Here is a 21115-nt window from a genome sequence, read left to right on the forward strand (position 1 = left end):
CCGCAGCGGTACCTTCCTCATTTTTTGTCTCTACCGAAGAAATGTTCGCCTGTTTCAAGGCTTCTTTTTCTGCGACAAACTGCTCATACAATTGTTTCTTTTCAGCTGCTTGTTCAGGACTTAAATTAGCAAAAGAAAAATTGTGCTCCTTGACATCAAATACGGAGAAATCATATTCCGATGTCATGGTTAAACATTCGGTAGGACATACGGTAGTACAAAGCCCACAAAAACAGCATTTCGACATATCGATATCGAATTTAGCTGCATATAGGCGAATAGGAGAACCGTCGGAAGTATAACCAACCAAACCTGTAGCTTTGATGGGTTCTATTTCAATGCAATCCACTGGACAGACCTTGACACATTTGTCACAGACAATACAATCGTCCATTTCATTATGCAATTGATACCGTCCATTGACGGGTGTAGGAATTTCTTGGTGTGGATATTGTAAAGTAAAAACCCCTTCATTCGACTTGAAGTAATCCGGGTTTTGGACGTTTTGAATTGTTCTTTGTTTCCTGGCATTCCAAGCATGCTTCCATGTTAATGCCAAGCCCTTCCGCGTACTTGAGATCGCGGATTTAATGTTTTGAAAATAAAGGGCTAGGGACGAATTCATTAGAAATATATAGCTGGGAAAAGCCCTGGATCAGACTCTCGCATCATTTCATAGATGGTATCAACCACATTCTCTACATTGGGCTTAGAGAAATAATCCCCATCTGAACTATAAGCAGGACGATGTGGAGGCGCTGCTAAACAACGCGCTGGGGTGTCTAACCAAGCAAAAGCTCCTTGTTTGTCTAAGACCTCTTGCATCATGTACGCTGTTGTTCCGCCAGGCATATCTTCATCCGCAAAAAGCACCCGATGTGTCTTTTGAATGGAAGCCGATATACTTTGTGTTCGATCAAATGGCAACAAAGTTTGGACATCAACTACCTCGACAGAAATACCCATCGATGATAAGGTTTCTGATGCTTCCATCACAATGCGACACATGGAACCATAGGTCACAATGGTAATATCAGTTCCTTCTCGCAATACTTCAGGAATACCTAAGGGTACAGTAATTTCATACAAGTTTTCTGGCATTGCTTCTTTCAGGCGATACCCATTTAAGCATTCCACCACGATACCTGGATCATCTCCTTTTAATAAGGTTCTATACATGCCCGCTGCCTGAGTCATGTTTCTAGGTACACAAAAATGTATTCCTCTCAATCCATTGATTAACACAGCCATGGGACTACCTGAATGCCAGATACCTTCCAAACGATGGCCACGGGTTCGTAGAATCATGGGGGCTTTTTGTCCTCCTGCTGTACGGTAGTGTAAACAAGCTAAATCATCAGATAAGATAGGAAATGGATAAAAAATGTAGTCCAAATATTGAATTTCCACAATAGGCCTCAAGCCTCGCATAGAGGCTCCAATCCCTTGACCTACAATGCTAATTTCTCGAATCCCGGTATCTGTAATTTTCAAATCTCCGAATACCTCTTGTAAGCCCGCAAGAGTTTGATTGACATCCCCTATTTTACCTACGTCTTCTCCTAAAATAAATACTCTAGGATCTTCTAAAAAATGAGCAAAACTTTTGTTCAAAATCTCTCGACCATCCACCGAATTTGCCTCTTTTTTATAAATGGGTTTAACCGCATTAATTAGCAAAGGAGAATGCTGAGATTCACTAATTTGATGTGAACTAAATCTCCGACGATTTCTTTCCTCTAATTCACTTAACCACTTTCTTAGCAATTTTACGGCTGGCCCTTGATAGACACGAAACGCCCGTAACGTTTTTCTTCCTGCCCGCACTAAATCACTGAATATCGGATATGGAAGCTGTTTTAATTCATCCAAAATCGGGGATAATAGACTCCCTTCATTGGTCGATTCCATTAAATTTTGAGCTACCCGTAAAAATGCTTTTTTATCTGGTTCTATGGAAGCCATGTAAGCCGCAAAAGCTTCTTTCTGGTACTTCCTTGCTTCCAAGACGGCAGCTTCTTCTATTTCTTTTAAGGTTTCTTCACTAGCAAATCCTTGATCCAACACCCATTGACGAAACAATACATTACAATCCACTTCATGCTCCCATGCCAATCGATCGGCTGATTTGTAACGCTCATGAGAACCAGAAGCCGAGTGCCCTTGAGGCTGGGTACATTCAATCACGTGAACTAAACAAGGTACAAATTCTTCACGTGCTAATCGAGCAGCTTGTTGATAAGCCTGCATCAAACCTGGATAATCCCAAGCCTTCACTTGGATGATCTCCAAACCTTTTTCTTGATCATTTCGCTGAAAACCAGCTAATACTTTAGAAATGGACGATTTTGTGGTTTGATATTCAATAGGGACAGATATACCATATCCATCATCCCAAACAGAAAAAACAATAGGAATTTGTAAAACTCCAGCCGCATTGATGCATTCAAAAAACATCCCTTCCGAGGTAGAAGCATCACCAATGGTTGTATAACATACTTCTTTCCCGTCTTTGGAAAATTGTTCTTTAAATTCCGCTAAATCCGCTCTAAACTGGTACATTTTAGAGGCATACGCGATTCCCAAAGAACGGGGGATTTGCATAGCGGTAGACGAAACTCCCGCTACAGAATTGTATTGATTCGTTTGATCAAGCCATTCTCCCTTCTCATCCAGCCAACGTGTCGCATGGTGATTGTTCATTTGTCGGCCCGCCGAATGAGGATCATATTGCCGATCCGGATGTCCATATAATTGAGCAAAATACTGCGGCCATGTTAAGTCCCCAATCGCTACTCCAATGGTTTGATCCCGATAATAACCTGATATATAATCACCCAATCGCATGGAACGTGCAAGGGCTATTTGGCACAATTCTTTACCGTCGCCATAGATACCAAATTTAGCTCGACCAGAAAAAACTTCTTTTCGAACCAGTAGGCTACATTGCCTGCTGATGACTGCCAAACGGTAATCTTCCAACACTTTGTCTGGATTGAATTCAATCTCAACACGTGAAAATTGGGCTGGCTTTGGTAGAATCAAAGGAGATTTGTTAAAATTTACGAGGTAAAAATACGATAAAATAATCGTGAGCCAAATACTGAGTACTTCAATTCTTCGATAAAAAATAAGCGAAATCTTTTGCTGAATCTTTGCTTTGTTATAGCTTTGCTATACATACATTGAAAAATTTCAAACGAAAAAGCATGAAAAAATTAATTGGTATTTTGGCTTTGCTAGTAGGTTTTGCATTTCAATCCAACGCCCAAGGAGCTCTTAAATTCAAAAAAGAAAAGCACGATTTCGGTACTATTGCCGAAGGAGTTCAAGCAACATACAGCTTTGAATTCACCAACACAGGTAATGCCCCAGTGGTTATTTCCAATGTTCAGCCTTCTTGTGGATGTACTACTCCAGATTGGACTAGAGAACCCATCATGCCAGGCAAAACGGGTAAAGTAACTGCGTCTTACAACTCAACAGGTAGACCAGGAAACTTCAGCAAAACAATTACAGTGATAAATAATGGTTCTACTTCCCAAATCATTTTGATGATTTCGGGTTCTGTTAAACCGAAAGCTTAACCGCTATTTTATCTCCAATAAAAAAGTCTCCTGTTGGAACAGGAGACTTTTTTTATGCCTTAGTCCCGATTAATCAGGGCATCATTGGCTTTCTTCTGAGTTAAGCCATTGATCCAAGAAGCAATTTTCAACACGTCTCTGGCTGGCACATGCGACATAGGAGCCATTTCCGTAGCAAAATCTGGCCAGTTTTTAGGATTAGGCTTATAGACTAATGCCAAAATTTGCTTATCGCTGTATTTACGTTTGGAAATATCCGTAAACGAAGGACCTATTAATTTTTCTTCCCTAGCATGGCAGGCCACACAGGTATGTTTCTTCAATAAAGCCATGGCCTCATTATCAGATATAAGCGTAGTTGTCTTAGTCTTTTCTAATTGAGAAACCTTTTTCTCGATGACCACTTTTTCTACAATCGGGTTGGTCGATGCATTTAAAACCACTTTATCTCCTGAAGGTATTTGATTTAAGGTATAATAGGCCGTTTCATGCAATAAAAGCTCGCCTGCCTCATTTTTCACACCAGTCAATTTAAACTCATGGATGAAATATTGGCGAATTTGATCCAAAACGATACGAACTTTCTTTTTATCCGCAGAAACAACAATGCCTTTAATCGCCAAATCTTTCACATCAACGATCGGACTTCCGTATTGGTGATGGTATTTATAAATATAAGATCTCAAAGCATAAGATGCCGCTTTTTTCACAGAATTCACATCTATAGCTTGTGTAAAGCTAATTTCAAATCCATCCGTACGCGCCTCAATCATATTAATTTCAAATGGAGTTATTCCATTCCATACCAAACGCTGTAGGCCAAAATCATCTTTACCGGTTGAACCCCAACCTCTAGAAGTCATGCCCACGAACATACTTCCATCCAATCCAAATCGCTCTCTCAAAATTCCCGACTGAAACCCTTCCCGGTAATTGATACAGAAACCCTGATAAACACCATTCACTTTTTCTAAGCCCATGCGCATCACTTTAGACTGTCCTTGGTCAGACACAAAATATTGCCCTGGGAATGGACTAAATTTACCTCCTGTCGTATCTTGTAGAATATCGGATGTCGAAATACCCATGATAGCATGAGGAAACCAAACCGCTGGAAGCTTCAAGTTTTTTACTTTTTTAGCTGCTTCAAACATGGGTGAACCATTGTCAGGAATTTCCTCCAAACTCAACTTAAAAGGACTATTGGGCTCTTTGGCCCATTTTAAACCTCCAGGATTTCCTGCAAAGTCACCTTTAGCTAAATGTGTTACTCGACCCGATCCAACCCAGTCGCCCTGATTTTCACCATAAAAAATATCTCCATCTAGATTGATACTATACCCTGCTGGAGAGCGTAAACCTGCAGCAAAAGGCTCCAATTTCCCATCTGGACTAATCTTCACTAACCAACCTCGCCATTTAGAAAATTTACCTTCTCCAAAACCTACCCAGGCTAAATTCAGTGTAACCCACATATCTCCATTCTTATCAAATACTGGGCCATAGGTATACTCATGGTAATTTCCAGAAAGTTGAAATTGATAAATAGGTTCATAACGATCTGCAACGCCATCCCGATCCGTATCTGTTACTTTGGTTAATTCTCCTCGTTGAGAACAATAAAATGCCCCATCCTTATAGGCTAAGCCTAAAATTTCATGCATTCCACTAGCAAATCGACGGTAATAGGTTTGGTGGCTTTCTTTTTGATAAGGATTATCAATAATCCAAATTTCGCCACGACGGGTACTGACACCCAAACGACCATCTGGCATGGTTGCTATACCTCCGATTTCTAAGTATATATCTTGTGGAATCGGTAAGGTTTTTATTTCATAAAAATCCTTTTCGGTTTTTGCTCCGGGGTTTTGAGCCCAAGCCAAGCTTGAAATGAATAATAATAAGATGCTAACTGTATGTTTCATGTTAAAATAAGGTTTACCAAATCACTTGATATGAAATACTATTTCCTGTAACCGGAATGCGCACTTGTTGCTTTCCATTGGCGAGACTTTGAACCGATTCTGGACCACCATTCCATTGGATGAAATATTGATTCCTATCGAAACTCATCAAACCTGGCTGTACTTTGACCACCGAAGCACTGGTTCCTAAGACTAGCTCAAATGATGGATTTGTTCCTTGGGCAGTCTTCCAGCTGAGCGTTCTAGTCCAACCCGTTCCGGCAGAATTAGGTACTAAATGATCTTCTAACATAACATTGTTCCATTGGTACAAATAAACAGGTCTACCTTGCTGAATCCGATAGCCTTTATACATCCACTGACCTATATTAACAGAATCTGGCTGTGCTTGACCACTAGTTACCAAAGGAAACTTACCGTCTAAGACTTGATTTAAACCCAGTGGCTCGGAAGTTTGGGGCTCTCCTCTATTCTCCCACATTTGAGTAGCATTAAGAAATTTCCCTCTCCATACTTGCAAAATGGCTCCCTGATTTAAATTATAGGAATAATGAACACCTGAAGGATCCCCTACATGAATGACATGCGTCTTTTTGACTCCTTGATGAAAAGCAAAAGAACGTTGGTAAACGGGTTCAGAATCTGCTTTAACTTCAATTAATCCTACGGCTTCTGGGTCAGGTAATGATGTGCGGGCGTGCAATGCAACTAGATGTGAACCAATGCGCTTGACAAATAAGCCCAAAGCCTTATTCCCCCAAGAGAAATCTTTGCTAAAGCTTAGTTTAAACTGATGCTTCCCTGCACTCAATTCTTTAGCATGACTTACTCGATCTGAATACCAATAATCTCCTTGGTTCAGCACTTGTCCATCCACTTCCAAACGACCTTTTCCTGTCCAGTTTGTAATGAATTCATAGGAATCCGACTCTGGAACATTCAATTCACCTTCATACACCAACAAAAAATCCTTTTGAACTTTGATGGTCTTTCCGGTAATTTCGGTGGCTTTACCTTTCAATAAAGGTGTGGCATTATTCGCTTGTAAATTGGTAAATACTCCTTCGTAATAGGTATAATTCATATTCCCTAAGCTAATCGTTGGCTTTTCGTATGTTTCATACCGTAAGTTTTTAAAGGCAATCGGACCATGATCTCCTTGAATGGTGATGGGGCCCAAAGCGGCCTCTTTTTCGAACAGTGCACCTCGGGTCATCCCAGAGACTTCTATATTCTCTTGAACTAAAATCCCATTCAAAATCACTTTTTTGAAAATAGCATTTTTGATTTTTTTACCGTTGGCATCAAAGCGAGGTGCTTGAAAATCAATTTCAATGGTTTGCCATAACCCAGGTGCCTTACAGGCATTTTGTCTTGGAGCATATCCTTCATACCCTTCATTTCCTTTGCCTCGAGCATCATCCCATCTTTCATAAATACCCCCGCAATCGCCAAATTTCATACGTTGTTTTTTACCGTAAGAATCCAACAATTGTACTTCATATCTGCCTTGTAAATAGATTCCTGAATTCGCCCCTTTAGGAAGCATAAAATCAAGAATCAAACGTATATCGCCATGATTTAATTTAAATTTCAAATCATCTGAGCGCTTGTATTTGCCGTTTCTTAAGGTATTGACTAAGATCCCTTTTCCCGGACTCACTTGAAAGGAAGTATCCGTATAATTAGCCTTAATGGCTTGCTCGATGGTCCAATTGGTGCTGGGTTGATCAAATGCCACTAGGTCATTGAGAGGAATCTCCTGTTGAGCCCATGTTACACAAGGCATTAACAGTAAGAGGAAAAGTTTTTTCATTTTTTTTAATTGTAGGTTTGGGTAATCTATGGTTTAAATTTTCTTTCTACCGAAAAATCAATTGCCGACTTCATCGGCACAATTGGGAATATGGTAGAAAATTTATGAGAAATATAAGAATTATTAAGTTAATTTGGATTCCATGTACCCTAAAAACGATGCCAAATAAAATTTTTAGATTTAAACCCATTTTATTGCATGTCATATTCTGGGCATGTTTCTTGGCCTTACCATATTGGATGCGGCCAAGTCCAAACACCACTGATCCTCAAGCATTGCAACGTTATAATTCTTGGACTTACTTTTTTGTTGCCTTTGCTTTCAGTAACATCCCATTTTTTTATCTAAATACGGAAATTCTTATTCCTAAAATTTTAAAGAAAAAGGGAATTATACTTTACTTGATTTTACTTTCTATCGCTATCCCCGGTATGATCTGGGTATATTATCAATTACAAGAATTCATCATTATTTCTGATCACGTCAAAGGACGAGGTGTCGGATTTAGAAGAGGTCCTTTTATGGGGACAATATTTCAGTTATTATTTATTGTTGCCATTGGCGTTTCTTATCGATTCTTATCGGATAATTTGAAAGAAAAGGAAATTCAAAAAGAAGAAGAAAATGAGCGCCTGAAATCTGAATTATCGTTTTTAAGATCTCAGATTAGTCCGCATTTCATGTTCAATGTGTTAAACAGCATCGTCTCATTATCCAGAAGAAAACCCGAAATGGTGGAGTCGGTGGTGATTAAATTATCGGAGTTAATGCGCTATATGATTTACGAGACAACGGATGCCAAGGTAGCGATTAGTAAAGAAATGGTCTATTTAGAAAATTACATTGAGTTGCAGAAAATCCGTTTTGGTAATGACATTGAGATTACCTTTAATCATAAATTGACTGATACGCCTAATTCCATTGAACCCATGTTGTTGATTCCCTTTGTGGAAAATGCTTTCAAACATGGAGTGGGTATGGTGCTAAACCCCATCATTGAAATTACGTTACTGGATGATCGGGAAAAATTGTACTTTGGCGTACGAAATAAAGTAAGTTCACAAAAAAGTGAGAAAAAAGATGATAGTTCGGGCATTGGTTTAACCAATGTAAAACGTAGATTAGAATTACTTTACCCTAATGAGCATCAATTGAAGATTACTGAAGAAGGAGAATATTACCAGATTGAATTAGAAATCCAACACGTATAATGATGTCAGAAGAGGAATCAAACGAAAAATTTACGGAAGTTTCTTCGACCGTTTTACGTTGTATAGCGGTGGATGATGAGAGTTTGGCTTTGGATTTATTGGAAGATAACATCGCCAAAATTCCTTTTTTGAAACTAGAGGCTCGTTGTCGTAATGCCTTTGAGGCCATGGAATACCTACAAAAATCCCCTGTTGATTTAATCTTTTTGGACATTCAAATGCCTGGTTTAACAGGAGTTCAATTTTTGGAAGGATTGACTCAAAAGCCCATGGTGATCTTTGTGACAGCCTATCAACAATATGCGATTGAAGGATTCAATTTGGATGTAGTTGATTATGTGTTAAAACCTATCTCATTTGAACGTTTCCTTAAGGCTACCAATAAGGCCTTAGATTTCTTTAAAAGTAAGAAATCCACGAGCCAACACAGCTCGGAAACCACTAAATTAGAATATATTTTTATCCATGCTGATTATTCGTTAATGAAAATCATGTTGGATGATATTTTATACATTGAAGGCTTGAAAGACTATATCAAGATTCATTTAAAAACGCAGAAATTCCCAGTTGTTTGTCGGATGACCATGAAGTCGATTGAAGAGAAACTCCCTTCCACTGATTTCCTTCGGATACATAAATCGTTCATTGTTTCCTTGAAAAAAGTGGAATCCATCCGCAACCAAAAAATAAAGATTGGAGAAAATCACATCCCACTGAGTGAAAACTATGCGGAGCATTTCTACCAAACCATTGGTTATCAAAAACAGTAAGCAGGTCAATCGAAGCGCTTAATTCTCTTAGAGGCATCCTGCATTCCTCAGTAAAAAATGTAACTTTGGTTTTTGGTAACATCAACCTATGTCTATACTCAAAAAATTAGCAGGCGAAACCCTTTCTTACGGATTCAGCACCATTCTTGGTCGTTCGCTAAATTTTTTACTGGTATTTGTACATACTTGGGCATTTTTGCCAGCTGAATTAGGGATTAATGTCAAGCTTTATGGCTATATGGCCATCGCCAATATTGTCTACACCTATGGCATGGAAACGGCTTATTTTCGCTTTGCCAAAGAGGCTCCTCAAAAATACTACAACCTGATTTTATCAGCGATAATTGTCACTTCAGGATTATTTACGCTGATACTATTTCTCTTTTCTGACCCGCTGATGGCACAATTAGGCTATGCAGGGAAAGGAGTCTTTTTAAAGTGGTTGGCATTGATTTTGGCCATTGATGCCGTTACGGCTATTCCCTTTGCCAAGTTACGTTTGGAACAAAAGATCAAGAAATTCGTATTAGCTAAAATCATATCGATTTTAATTAATGTGGGGCTAAACCTTGTTTTTTTAGTTGGTTTAAAACCGCTGCATGATGGCATTTGGGGTGACATTGGGCCGCACTTTTTACGCGATTTATACGATCCATCCATTGGCGCCGGTTATATTTTCATGGCCAACTTAATTGCCAACGCCAGTTTATTTTATTGGTTAGGAGCTGAATTTAAGGCATATCGCTGGGAATGGGATTGGAAAGAATTTACCTCCTTGTGGGTCTATTCATATCCCATTATGTTCATGAGCTTAGCGGCTATGTTCAATGTCATGTTTGATCGATTATTACTAGAAGAATACTTACCTGAAGGCTTTTATCCTGGGCAAACCTCCCAAGATGCCTTGGGGATTTATGGCAATTGTTATAAACTTTCAGTCTTTATGAGTTTGGCGATTCAGGCTTTTAAATATTCGGCGGAACCCTTTTTCTTAGGAAAGAAAAATAATGTCAATAACAAGGAGAATTTAGCTGTAGTAACCCATTGGTTTGTGATTGTTTGTACCTTGTTGTGGGTGGGGGTTTCCTCTAATCTCTTTTGGATACAGCAACTATTTTTGAAAAAGGCGATTTACTGGGAGGGTATTGGCGTGGTCCCTATTTTATTATTGGCCAACCTCTTTTTGGGCATATATTATACCCAGTCGATTTGGTTCAAGCAGACCAATAAAACCTATATGGGAACGATCATAACCTTGGTAGGATTGGCTGTTACGGTGGTAGGCAATATCTATTGGATCCCCACTTATGGTTACATGGCTTGTGCTTGGTCATTTCTTCTTTCCAGTGTCATTATGACCTTGATGTGTTATTTAGGAGGGCAGTATTTTGACCCAACGCCCTATCGCTGGATGGAGGCATTGGTCTATATAAGTTTAGGTGCATTAGCCATTTATTCCGGAAAGTATTTAAATCAAATTCCTATACCCCTGTTCTTTACCCAAAATGCGGGATTATCTCTACTTTTACTATTTCTCCTTGTAAAGGAATTCCAGTGGAAAGGTGGGAAGCCCAAGATAAAAACGAGTTAATTCACTTCGATTCATGAAGCAAGACATTAAAATGCAATACTTGAGCCTTCGACTAAAACTTAGTCAGATGGTCACTCGTTTGCAGGAAAATGAAGGCATGATACGTGAATTAAAGGAGCAACTACAATTTGCTCAAGATAAGTTAGACCTCAAAATTGAGGAACTCAACAAGTCGCAACGGCGATTAAAAGAATTGGAGAAAAACTTTAAAAAATCAGATAAAATTGTTAAAATTGTAGTTAATACAGATAACACAGCGGTACCGACTGCTGAACTGAAGGAAAAGTTAGACGAATATATCGTAAAAATAGATCAGTGTATTGAGCAATTGCGTCAACCATGAGCCAAAACTTACCATGTAACCTAATATTGGGCATTCAATCCATCGCCATGAAGGTTGATCCACAAGAGGAAGCATGTGTTAGGAATGCAGCAAATTTGGTAAACAGATTGGTTAAATACTATGAACAACAGACAAATAGTTCAGACCCAAGTGCTGTGATGGCATTGGTCGCTTTGGATTTAGCCATGTGTGGCATTAAGTTCGACGAACAGCAACGTTCATTGGAATCCAACATACTGAATGAAAACAAGCAATTGTTAGAATTGACTGAAATTTACGCCATATAAACCCCTTTTTCTTGATTCAGTAAGGACGGAACCAATGTAAATAAACCCACAGGTTCCATGATAATAGAAATAGTTATAGCCATCGTTTTTTTAGCAGGTGGTGTATTTACTGGAAAAGTATTCTTTTCTAAAGTGAATAAAAACATAGAAGATGATGCCAAAAGAAAGGCAGAAGATATCATCAAAAACGCAGAAATTTCTGCCGAAAATCTCAAGAAAGACCGAATGTTAGAAGCCAAGGAAAACTTCCTCCGCTTACGTGCTGAATTTGAAGAAGATACCCAAAATAAAAAAGGGATTTTGGTTGAAAATGAGCAAAAATTGCGTGAAAAAGAACGTCAATTGGTTCTGCAACAAGAACAACAAAAACAAGCAGATCAAGAGCTCCAATCTCAAAAGCAAAGCTTGCAATCCAAAGAAGAAAATTACCGTAAGAAATTAGAGGATGTTGAGAAAAAGCGACTAGAAGCAGAGGCTATGTTAGCCAATCAGATTAGTCAATTGGAAAAAATTGCGGGCTTATCTGCTGATGAGGCACGCCAACAAATCATGGATGCTTTAAAAGCTGAAGCTGAAAGTAAGGCCAGTTCCTTGGTAAAACAAGCGATAGAAGAAGCCAAATTAACGGCAACAAAAGAAGCAAAAAAGGTGGTTATTGAAACTATCCAACGTACAGCTGCTGAAAATGCGATTGAAAACTGTGTATCAGTTTTCAACATAGAGTCGGATGACGTTAAAGGAAAAATCATTGGTCGTGAGGGTCGAAATATCCGTGCTCTAGAAGCAGCAACAGGTGTTGAGTTCATTGTGGATGATACTCCTGAGGCTATTATCATTTCAGGCTTTGATCCTGTGCGTAGGGAGATTGCACGTTTATCTTTGCACCGTTTGGTTCAAGATGGGCGTATTCACCCGGCTCGCATTGAGGAAGTAGTGAATAAGACTAAAAAGAATATTGAAGATGAGATCATTGAAATCGGTGAAAAAACGGTTATCGATTTAGGTATTCATGGTTTACATCCTGAGTTAATTAAGATGATTGGACGCATGCGTTTCCGTTCTTCGTATGGTCAAAACCTATTGCAACACTCCCGTGAAGTAGCCAAATTATGTGCTACTATGGCGGCTGAATTAGGCTTAAATGCTAAGTTGGCCAAGCGGGCAGGTTTATTACATGATATTGGAAAAGTATGGCATGAAGAGCCTGAATTACCTCACGCCTTGTTAGGTATGGAGCTGGCTCAAAAATACAAGGAGCATCCAGAAGTTTGTAATGCCATTGGTGCTCACCATGATGAGATTGAAATGACATCCATGATTTCGCCAATCATTCAAGTTTGTGACGCTATTTCAGGTTCTAGGCCTGGAGCTCGCCGAGAAATGATGGAGTCTTATATGAAGCGCTTGCGTGACTTAGAAGCCTTAGCTACATCATTTGATGGTGTTCAAAAATGCTATGCGATTCAGGCCGGTCGTGAATTACGAATTATGGTTGACTCAGAAAACGTGAGTGATGAAAAGGCTTCGAATCTATCTTTTGATATTTCTCAAAAAATAGAAAAGGAAATGCAATATCCAGGACAAATTAAGGTAACGGTTATTCGTGAAATGCGTGCCGTTAATTTTGCCAAATAAAAACCAAACGATTGATTATTTCATTTAAATATCAATTTACTGATTGGTTTATGGACTGAATTCGAGTAGTTTTACCCAACGCTGTCAAGGTTTGAAACCTTGACAGCGTTAGATTTTACCCCCATTTTTAAATTTAACATGGAAATTCGAAGTCCACAAAATTCAGAAGAATGGGAAGCTTATTTTCAGCTTCGATTCAAGATATTACGAGAACCATGGAATCAAGCTTTAGGTACAGAACATCTCTCCGATGATCCGACTGCCATTCATGCCTTTGCTATTGAAAAAAATCTTGTACTAGGAGTTGCTAGGATGCATGAATCAAGTCCTCAACAAGGGCAAGTTCGCTGTGTAGCCGTGGCAAGTTCACACCAGGGTCAAGGGATTGGAAAACTTCTGATGAATTTTTTAGAGCAGAAGGCGACAGAAAACAATTGGAAAGAAATCATATTGGAAGCACGTGAAAATGCTGTACCATTCTACAGCAACTTAGGCTATGTCATAGAAAAAGAATCTTATCTATTATTTGGGGAAATTCAACATTATACGATGAAGAAAGTCTTCTAATACTAGAATTTACTTCCATTTCAGTATTTATCGCTCGGTTATTCCCAAAGTACATTCTTCCATTTCTCTGGATAAATTAATGTCTAAAATTCCAAGTAATGATTTGTTATCGATCAACTGAAACTTCTATTCTCATTATCAAAAAGTAGATTGTAAAATCTTTTTGTTTTCATGAAATTGAATTAATTAAAATTCATGAATATGTCTGACTCGTTGATTCAAATTTATATACATGCAGTATGGGCAACAAAAAAAAGAGAACCATTTATTTTACCTGAATTAAAAGCCCCCTTATTTAAGCACATTGAGCAGGAGTTGGATAAAATGAATTGTCAACTTCTCGTCATCAATTCCATGCCAGATCACATTCATTGCCTATTTTCAATTTGCTCTACAAAATCAATTTCCTACATCATCAAACAGATAAAAGGGAGTAGTTCAAGGTTTATCAATTTACAATATTCCCTCCCTACTAAACTTGAATGGCAGATTGGTTATGCGGCATACTCAGTCTCAAAAGTAGCTTTGAATAAAGTATATAATTACATAAAATTCCAGCATGTTCGCCATGGATTTAAATCCATGGCTGATAAATAAAAAAGGCCGGGATTTAAATCCCGGCCTCCTATTTTCTTACTAATACTTCTAATGCGTATGCTCCAACCCTTGCGCACTTGGTATTTGATTGAACTCAATACCTTGCTTCTTCGCATCCTTAAAAGCCTCTTTCGGTTTAATACTCAAAATCTGAAATAATTCAGCATCCGAATTAGCATCTGGATTGGGTGTAGTCAATAATACATCTCCTGAAAATATCGAATTTGCTCCTGCCATAAAACAAAAAGCCTGACCTTCAAAATTCAATTCCAATCTACCTGCTGATAAACGAACGGCCGAATGAGGCATCATGATTCTAGCCGTAGCTATCACTCGAACCAATTCCCAAACTGTGGCTGTCTTTTGATTTTCAAATGGAGTGCCCTCTACAGGCACCAAATTGTTTACAGGAACAGATTCTGGGTGCTCTGGCAAATTGGCTAAAGTCAATAACATCCCAATACGATCATCGACACTTTCTCCCATACCAATAATACCACCTGAACATACCGAAATTTTTGCCTTACGAACATTTCCTAATGTTTCTAAACGTTCATCATAGGTTCGGGTAGAAATCACATCTTCATAATACTCCTCACTGGTATCAATATTATGGTTATAGGCATATAAACCTGCTTCTTTTAATCGTTCAGCTTGTTGTTCGCTCAACATGCCCAACGTACAACAAACCTCCATACCGAGAGAATTCACCCCCTTCACCATGTCGATCACTTTATCAAAATCTGAATTATCTCTCACTTCTCTCCAAGCCGCACCCATGCAAAAACGAGAACTCCCATTTTCTTTAGCCCGCAATGCAGCCTCAATAACCTCATTGTAAGGCAGCAACTTGTGAACTTTTACATTGGTATGGTAACGAGCTGCCTGAGAACAATAGGAACAATCCTCTGGACAACCACCCGTTTTAATAGATAACAAAGTACTAATCTGCACTTCATTTGGATCATGATATTGGCGATGAACAGTTGCCGCTTGATATACCAAGTCTAAAAATGGCTGATTAAAAATGGCCTCCACTTCGGCACGGGTCCAATTAGTACGAATCATAATTTAAATTTTACTCAAAGATACTTTGAAAATCTTTTAACACGAAACACTATTCCAATTCCATCATATAAGGCAATATCGTTAAAAAGCCTTCACGCTTCTTCAAACGATCTAATTCAAATACCGATTTTGCCCAAGGTAAGTTTGATTTTGCCCAACGCATCTCCATCGCATCCGAAGAAGTAGCAGACTCTAACAGACTATCGAAAAACGATTTGGCTTTAGGATATACCGCTACTTTATATTCTCCTGCTTTTAATTTTGATTTTTGAGCAGCTAGTTCTATGGCCTTATCCAATCCTCCTAACTCATCCACTAAACCTATTTTCTTAGCTTGCTCTCCTGTCCAAACGCGGCCGCCAGCAATGGACTTCAATTTTTCCAAGGACATTTTTCTTCCTGCGGCTGCTTTGCTGGTAAAACTCTCATAGCCTTCATTCACCATATTCTGAATAATAGATTTCTCAAAATCACTTAATTTACCAGCGGAATTTAAGAAATGAGAATGTTCATGGGTATTCACGTGATCTTGGGTTATACCCAATTTATTCTTAAAGAAATTGTCCAAATTTAACCATTGAGCAAATATGCCAATGGAACCCGTTATTGTAGTAGGTTGGGCCACAATGGCATCAGCTCCCATTGCCATATAATATCCCCCTGAGGCAGCATAATTCGACATAGAAGCAATCACAGGTTTTACTTTTTTTGCCAATAAGATCTCCCTCCACATAATATCAGAAGCCAATGAGGATCCTCCTGGTGAATCAATTCGCAAGACGATAGCTTTCACCGATGAATTATCCCTCAATTTGCGAAGTTCCTTCACAAAATCATCCGAACCAATGGACCCTTCTCCTCCACGCGTTCCTACAATCTCTCCTTCTGCAACTAAAATGGCGATCTTCTTCGTGCCTTCCACCTCTGGAATTGGGTTTTTAGCATGTAGATAGTCCGACAATTTCACCATAATCAACTTCTCCTTATCGCCAATTTTTACCGCCTTCTTTAAAAGTGATTCAAATTGATCCCAATAACTCAATTTTAACATTCCTAGTTTCTCTGCTTTATTTGGATTCATCGCTTGCAAACTATCAGCAATACGGTCCAAACGAGGCACAGAAATACCTTTACTTTGGGAAATCTTATTGAATATGACCCGGTTGATCGAACGAATGAACGACAGACTTTGCTCCTTACTTTCGGGACTCATATCTTCACGAATAAAAGGTTCAACAGCTGATTTATACGTTCCAACTCGAAACACCAAAGGTTCTATTTCCAACTTATCAAAAGCCTTTTTATAGAACATATACTGAACCGAAATTCCATTAAAATCCAATAAGCCTGCCGGATTTAAATACAATTGGTTCGAAACAGATGCTAAATAATAAGCCTTTTCAGAATACGAATTGGAATACGCATATACAAACTTTCCTGACTTCTTAAATTTCTCTAAAGCATCACGTATTTCTGATAACTGTGCATAACCCGCTATGGGAAAACTTACATCTAAATAAACACCTTTGATTTTATCATCAACACGCGCTCTTTCCAAGGCTGATATAATCTGAATAAGTCCAATTTTTTCTGTACTAGAAAAAAACGGATTGGGAAAATCAGAAAAAGGATTATCCTCGTTCGAAGCATTCTCAGCCATCGGTCGATTTAGGTCCAATTTCAAAATGGAATTTTCTTTAAGTTCATATTCTGAATCAGAAGAACTCATGGCGGAACCTATCCCAGCCACTAGAAAAATGCTTACCAGCAGAAATAAAAACATTCCTACAATGGTTGCCAGTGTGTATTTAACAAATTGCCACATATCTATTTATTTTTTGCGAATTTGGTGTCAATACATAACAATCCATCACAAATTATGTTCAAAGGAATATTCTCACAAACAACGGGGATATGACTATCCGAAGTTTTTACGGTAATCTTCTCTCGATTGACGAATCACTTCATGTGCCACCTCTCTACCATATACATCATCAATATCCACAGCTAAAGAACTCGTTTCACCAGGCAACATTTTGTAAGTCCAAAAATAATGCCTTAATCGTTGAACGATGTCCTTAGGTGCATCAGAAATATCTCTCCATTTACCATAAATAGGGTCATCTTTCAACACGGCAATAATTTTATCATCAGCCTCTCCTTTATCAATCATACGAATTCCTCCTATAGGAATCGCTTGACATAAAATATCGCCATGTGTGATGGCACGTTCTGATAACACACAAATATCTAAGGGATCACCATCACCTTGTAAAATGTCTTTTCCAGAGTATTTTCTGGCCAACTCCGCAATTCCTTCGGCACAATACGTTTGAGGTAAAAAGCCATATAAGGCTGGTACTATATTGGAAAACTTTTGAGGACGATCAATCTTCAAATAGCCTGTTTGTTTGTCTATTTCATATTTAACGGTGTCCGTAGGTACAATTTCAATAAAAGCCGTTACCAATTCAGGCATTTGATCTCCAATTTGAATTCCGTGCCAAGGGTGCGCCTTAAAGAAGTTTCTATTCATGGTATTTTTTCTGGGTTAAATTGCTACTCAGGTTTTAATCCTACAAAATTACAAAAAATATGCTGAAATCAGTCCTGTTTAGACATTCCAAAGCACAAAGGTTTAGCGGGCATTCCATTTAATTTAGTTAAATTCGCAGTTTGAATTCCATTGACCATGATATATCCCATCATACCTTACGGTGACCCTGTCTTAAGGAAGATTGCTAAAGACATCGAACTAGGCAGTATTGATTTAATCACCTTAGCCGACGACATGTTTGAAACCATGTATGCGGCAAGCGGAGTAGGTTTAGCCGCTCCTCAAATCGGCAAAGATATTCGCCTTTTTGTGGTAGATGGTCGTCCCATGAATGAAGGAGAAGAAGAGGAAGATATAGACTCCTCTTTAATCGATTTCAAAAAAGTATTCGTCAATCCAACCATAGTAGATGAAACCGGTGAAGAATGGGGATTTGAAGAAGGTTGTCTCTCCATCCCAGGTATTAGAGGAGAAGTATGGCGACCAGAATATGTTAAAATACACTATTATACCGAGCACTGGGAAGAAAAAGAAGAAGTATTTGAAGGCTTAGCCGCTCGAATCATTCAACACGAATATGACCATATCGAAGGCATCCTTTTCACAGACCATTTAAATGTGGTCAAAAAGCGCCTAATCAAAAATAAATTAACGGATATCACCCGCGGAAAAGTTTCTGTGGATTATAAAATGAAATTCCCTAGGTAATCGAATATGAAGATTTCAACAACTTGGCTTAACGATTTTATAGACTTATCACAACTGCCTCAGCAAGGTAGTCCAGAAGAACTGGATGTCTTGTTAACCAATACAGGATTAGAAGTAGAAGGCATTGAAGCGCATGATCAAATTCCTGGTGGATTAAAAGGATTTGTGGTGGGTGAAGTCATCAGCTGTGAAAAATTCCAAGTCAAAGAAAAAACATTGAGTGCCACTACGGTAGACGTAGGACAGGAAGAATTACTTCAAATCGTATGTGGAGCAGCTAATGTAGCCCAAGGTCAAAAAGTAATTGTTGCCACTCCAGGTACCACTTTGTATGACAAAGAGGGTAAGCCTGTTTTTACCATTGAGAAAAGAAAAGTATACGGTCAAGTATCCGAAGGGATGATTTGTGCCGAAGATGAAATAGGCATTGGAGATTCGCATGATGGCATTTTGGTTTTAGAAACACAACTAGCCAACGGTACTCCTGCTACTACCTATTTCAACATTCAATCGGATTTAGTGTTAGAAATCGGCCTTACACCTAACCGAGCAGATGCTGCTTCTCACTGGGGTGTGGCTAGGGATATACGTGCCGTTAGTGGATTAGACATCAAATTACCTGATGTTAGTTCATTTCAAGAAAGTGATAATACTTTCCCCATTCAAGTTCAAATTGAAGATGATGGTTGTACGCGTTTTTGCGGCATTAGCCTAGATCAAGTCAAAGTTGGCCCATCTCCAGAATGGCTTAAAGATCGTTTGCAAGCGATTGGTTTACGTCCCATCAATAACATTGTCGACATCACCAACTTCATTTGTCACGGCTTAGGCCAACCCATGCATGCCTATGATTGGGAGCAAATTAATGGTCAAAAACTATTCGTCAAATCTTTAGCTGCAGGAACTTCATTTACTACCTTAGATGGCATTGAACGTAAATTAGATGGAGAAGAAATCATGATTTGTGATGTTGCCGGCCCAATAGGCTTAGCAGGTATCATGGGTGGTTCTAATTCCAGCATACAAGAAAACACAAGCCGAGTATTTTTGGAAGTGGCTCATTTTAGACCCGAGCGTATACGTAAATCATCTCAAGTTCATGGCCTAAAAACAGATGCTTCCTTCCGATTTGAACGAGGTACTGATATTGAAGCAAAATTACTGGCCTTACAATATGCTACTATCTTGATTCAAGAATTGGCCGGTGGGAAAGTAGCCTCTCAATTAATAGATTACTACCCCAACCAACCTGAGTTGGCACATATCGACATGACCTATGAGCGCATTCATTCCATCATGGGAATTGAATTAGCGCCTGAGCGTATTCAAGAAATTTTAGTAGCCCTGGATTTTAAATTAAGCCATTTAAGCCCTTCTAGTTTTACGGCTATTGCACCTGCCTATCGAGTGGATGTCACTAGAGAAGCGGATGTCATTGAAGAAATTTTGCGCATCCATGGATTGGATAATATCCCATTGTCGGAGCATTTAAGTGCTCATTTCATTTCAGAGTTTCCAGCGCTGGATAAAGAGAAAGTTCAACAAACTATTGGGCATCAATTGGCGGCCAAAGGATTTCAAGAGATCATTAGCAATTCCCTAACCAAAGCAGAGTTTCATACTTGGATTGAAAAGGATTTAAGCTTTGAATCTGTTGAGATTTTAAATAAACTTTCAGAGGATCTAGGCGTCATGCGTCAGCACATGGTGTTTCATGGATTAGAAGCCTTGGCACATAATATCAACCGTCGTCAGAAGGATTTAAAATTAGTAGAGTTTGGTAAAACCTACCATAAAAAAGGAGCCAAATACATCGAGAAGCGCCATGCCACGTTATATGCCACAGGATTATGGCAGGGGGAAACATGGGATCATGCTCCACAAAAAACGCAATTATATCATTTATTTCAAGTGTGTAAAGCAGTCATGCAACACTTAGGCAACAAGCCGTTTGACACAGAGGTCATTGAAGGCTCTTCTGTATTTGCCTATGGATTACGCATTTCAGTACAAAAGAAAAGTTGCCTAGAACTTGGCATGATTCATCCGAATTTAGCAGAGAAATTTGATGTAAAACAAGATGTTTTCATGGCAGATTTCGACTGGGATTATTGGGTAAAACAGGAGAAAACAGATTTTGTTTACCAAGAAATTACTAAGTTCCCAGAGGTTCGTCGTGATTTGTCTTTGGTTATTAATAAAGAAGTGAGTTTCCAAGCGATTCAACGCGTAGCGGAACAAACAGAAAAAAACATCTTGAAACAAATAGCCCTTTTTGATGTCTATGAAGGCAAAAATTTAGGAGAAGGCAAGAAATCCTATTCTATTAGTTTCATCTTACAAGATGAAACTCAAACCTTGACCGACAAGGTGATTGACTCCACGATGGAGCGATTCATTCAACGATTTGAAAAGGAATTAGGAGCTATCATACGCAAGTAATTTCCCAAACA

18 protein-coding genes are annotated in these 21115 nt (G+C 38.8%); 11 read left to right on the forward strand and 7 right to left on the reverse strand.

Annotated elements, in window-relative coordinates; genetic code table 11:
• Both U0R11_RS01355 and U0R11_RS01360 read right to left on the reverse strand, forming a co-directional pair.
• Positions 1-559 (reverse strand): 4Fe-4S binding protein (locus tag U0R11_RS01355; RefSeq protein ID WP_406749449.1); only part of this gene is annotated, 559 nt, incomplete at its 3' end.
• A 65-nt stretch (positions 560-624) separates the two neighbouring features.
• Positions 625-3045: an alpha-ketoacid dehydrogenase subunit alpha/beta gene (locus U0R11_RS01360; protein WP_406749450.1), complete on the reverse strand. Its 2421-nt coding sequence runs from the start codon at positions 3043-3045 to the stop codon at positions 625-627.
• A gap of 164 nt (positions 3046-3209) precedes the next feature.
• Between U0R11_RS01360 and U0R11_RS01365 the strand changes: the two genes are divergently transcribed.
• Complete coding sequence (locus tag U0R11_RS01365) at positions 3210-3587, forward strand: DUF1573 domain-containing protein (protein WP_109322144.1); 378 nt, start codon at positions 3210-3212, stop codon at positions 3585-3587.
• A gap of 59 nt (positions 3588-3646) precedes the next feature.
• On the opposite strand, the gene U0R11_RS01370 is transcribed toward U0R11_RS01365, so the two are convergent.
• Complete coding sequence (locus U0R11_RS01370; protein ID WP_406749451.1) at positions 3647-5512, reverse strand: hypothetical protein; 1866 nt, start codon at positions 5510-5512, stop codon at positions 3647-3649.
• Positions 5513-5525: 13 nt separating this feature from the next.
• The gene (locus tag U0R11_RS01375) at positions 5526-7328 is read right to left on the reverse strand and encodes a family 16 glycoside hydrolase (RefSeq protein WP_406749452.1); all 1803 of its coding nucleotides are present in this window, start codon (positions 7326-7328) and stop codon (positions 5526-5528) included.
• A 158-nt stretch (positions 7329-7486) separates the two neighbouring features.
• On the opposite strand from U0R11_RS01375, the gene U0R11_RS01380 reads away from it, so the two are divergent.
• The 8 genes from U0R11_RS01380 to tnpA all read left to right on the forward strand — a co-directional run bounded on the left by U0R11_RS01380 (position 7487) and on the right by tnpA (position 14329).
• Entirely contained in the window at positions 7487-8539 is a 1053-nt protein-coding gene (locus U0R11_RS01380; RefSeq protein ID WP_406749453.1) for a sensor histidine kinase, read from the forward strand.
• Between the two features lie 2 nt (positions 8540-8541).
• Positions 8542-9309: a LytR/AlgR family response regulator transcription factor gene (locus tag U0R11_RS01385; RefSeq protein ID WP_406749454.1), complete on the forward strand. Its 768-nt coding sequence runs from the start codon at positions 8542-8544 to the stop codon at positions 9307-9309.
• An 88-nt stretch (positions 9310-9397) separates the two neighbouring features.
• On the forward strand, positions 9398-10900 hold the full coding sequence (locus tag U0R11_RS01390; protein WP_406749455.1) for a lipopolysaccharide biosynthesis protein: 1503 nt from the start codon (positions 9398-9400) through the stop codon (positions 10898-10900).
• Positions 10901-10913: 13 nt separating this feature from the next.
• Complete coding sequence (locus tag U0R11_RS01395) at positions 10914-11243, forward strand: hypothetical protein (RefSeq protein WP_406749456.1); 330 nt, start codon at positions 10914-10916, stop codon at positions 11241-11243.
• Entirely contained in the window at positions 11240-11530 is a 291-nt protein-coding gene (locus U0R11_RS01400; protein WP_406749457.1) for a cell division protein ZapA, read from the forward strand. The genes U0R11_RS01395 and U0R11_RS01400 overlap by 4 nt, the downstream gene beginning before the upstream one ends.
• A gap of 57 nt (positions 11531-11587) precedes the next feature.
• Positions 11588-13165 (forward strand): ribonuclease Y, encoded by a 1578-nt coding sequence (gene rny / locus U0R11_RS01405; protein WP_406749458.1) that lies wholly within the window; start codon positions 11588-11590, stop codon positions 13163-13165.
• Positions 13166-13303: 138 nt separating this feature from the next.
• Positions 13304-13732 carry a GNAT family N-acetyltransferase gene (locus tag U0R11_RS01410; protein WP_406749459.1) on the forward strand — a complete coding sequence of 143 codons (429 nt, stop codon included), beginning with the start codon at positions 13304-13306 and terminating at the stop codon, positions 13730-13732.
• A 201-nt stretch (positions 13733-13933) separates the two neighbouring features.
• Entirely contained in the window at positions 13934-14329 is a 396-nt protein-coding gene (gene tnpA / locus U0R11_RS01415) for an IS200/IS605 family transposase (protein WP_406749460.1), read from the forward strand.
• 48 nt (positions 14330-14377) lie between these two features.
• On the opposite strand, the gene bioB is transcribed toward tnpA, so the two are convergent.
• The 3 genes from bioB to U0R11_RS01430 form a co-directional block, all read right to left on the reverse strand.
• On the reverse strand, positions 14378-15397 hold the full coding sequence (bioB, locus tag U0R11_RS01420) for a biotin synthase BioB (protein WP_406749461.1): 1020 nt from the start codon (positions 15395-15397) through the stop codon (positions 14378-14380).
• 49 nt (positions 15398-15446) lie between these two features.
• Positions 15447-17222: a signal peptide peptidase SppA gene (sppA, locus tag U0R11_RS01425; RefSeq protein ID WP_406749462.1), complete on the reverse strand. Its 1776-nt coding sequence runs from the start codon at positions 17220-17222 to the stop codon at positions 15447-15449.
• Positions 17223-17315: 93 nt separating this feature from the next.
• Positions 17316-17933, reverse strand: a complete 618-nt coding sequence (locus U0R11_RS01430; RefSeq protein ID WP_109322131.1) for an inorganic pyrophosphatase — start codon at positions 17931-17933, stop codon at positions 17316-17318.
• Between the two features lie 156 nt (positions 17934-18089).
• On the opposite strand from U0R11_RS01430, the gene def reads away from it, so the two are divergent.
• Both def and pheT read left to right on the forward strand, forming a co-directional pair.
• The gene (def, locus tag U0R11_RS01435; protein WP_406749463.1) at positions 18090-18662 is read left to right on the forward strand and encodes a peptide deformylase; all 573 of its coding nucleotides are present in this window, start codon (positions 18090-18092) and stop codon (positions 18660-18662) included.
• A 6-nt stretch (positions 18663-18668) separates the two neighbouring features.
• Positions 18669-21104 carry a phenylalanine--tRNA ligase subunit beta gene (gene pheT / locus U0R11_RS01440; protein ID WP_406749464.1) on the forward strand — a complete coding sequence of 812 codons (2436 nt, stop codon included), beginning with the start codon at positions 18669-18671 and terminating at the stop codon, positions 21102-21104.
• Positions 21105-21115 lie beyond the last annotated feature (11 nt).

It is taken from the genome of Aquirufa salirivi, from assembly GCF_045310485.1.
In the GTDB taxonomy this organism is placed as follows: Bacteria; Bacteroidota; Bacteroidia; order Cytophagales; family Spirosomataceae; genus Aquirufa; species Aquirufa salirivi.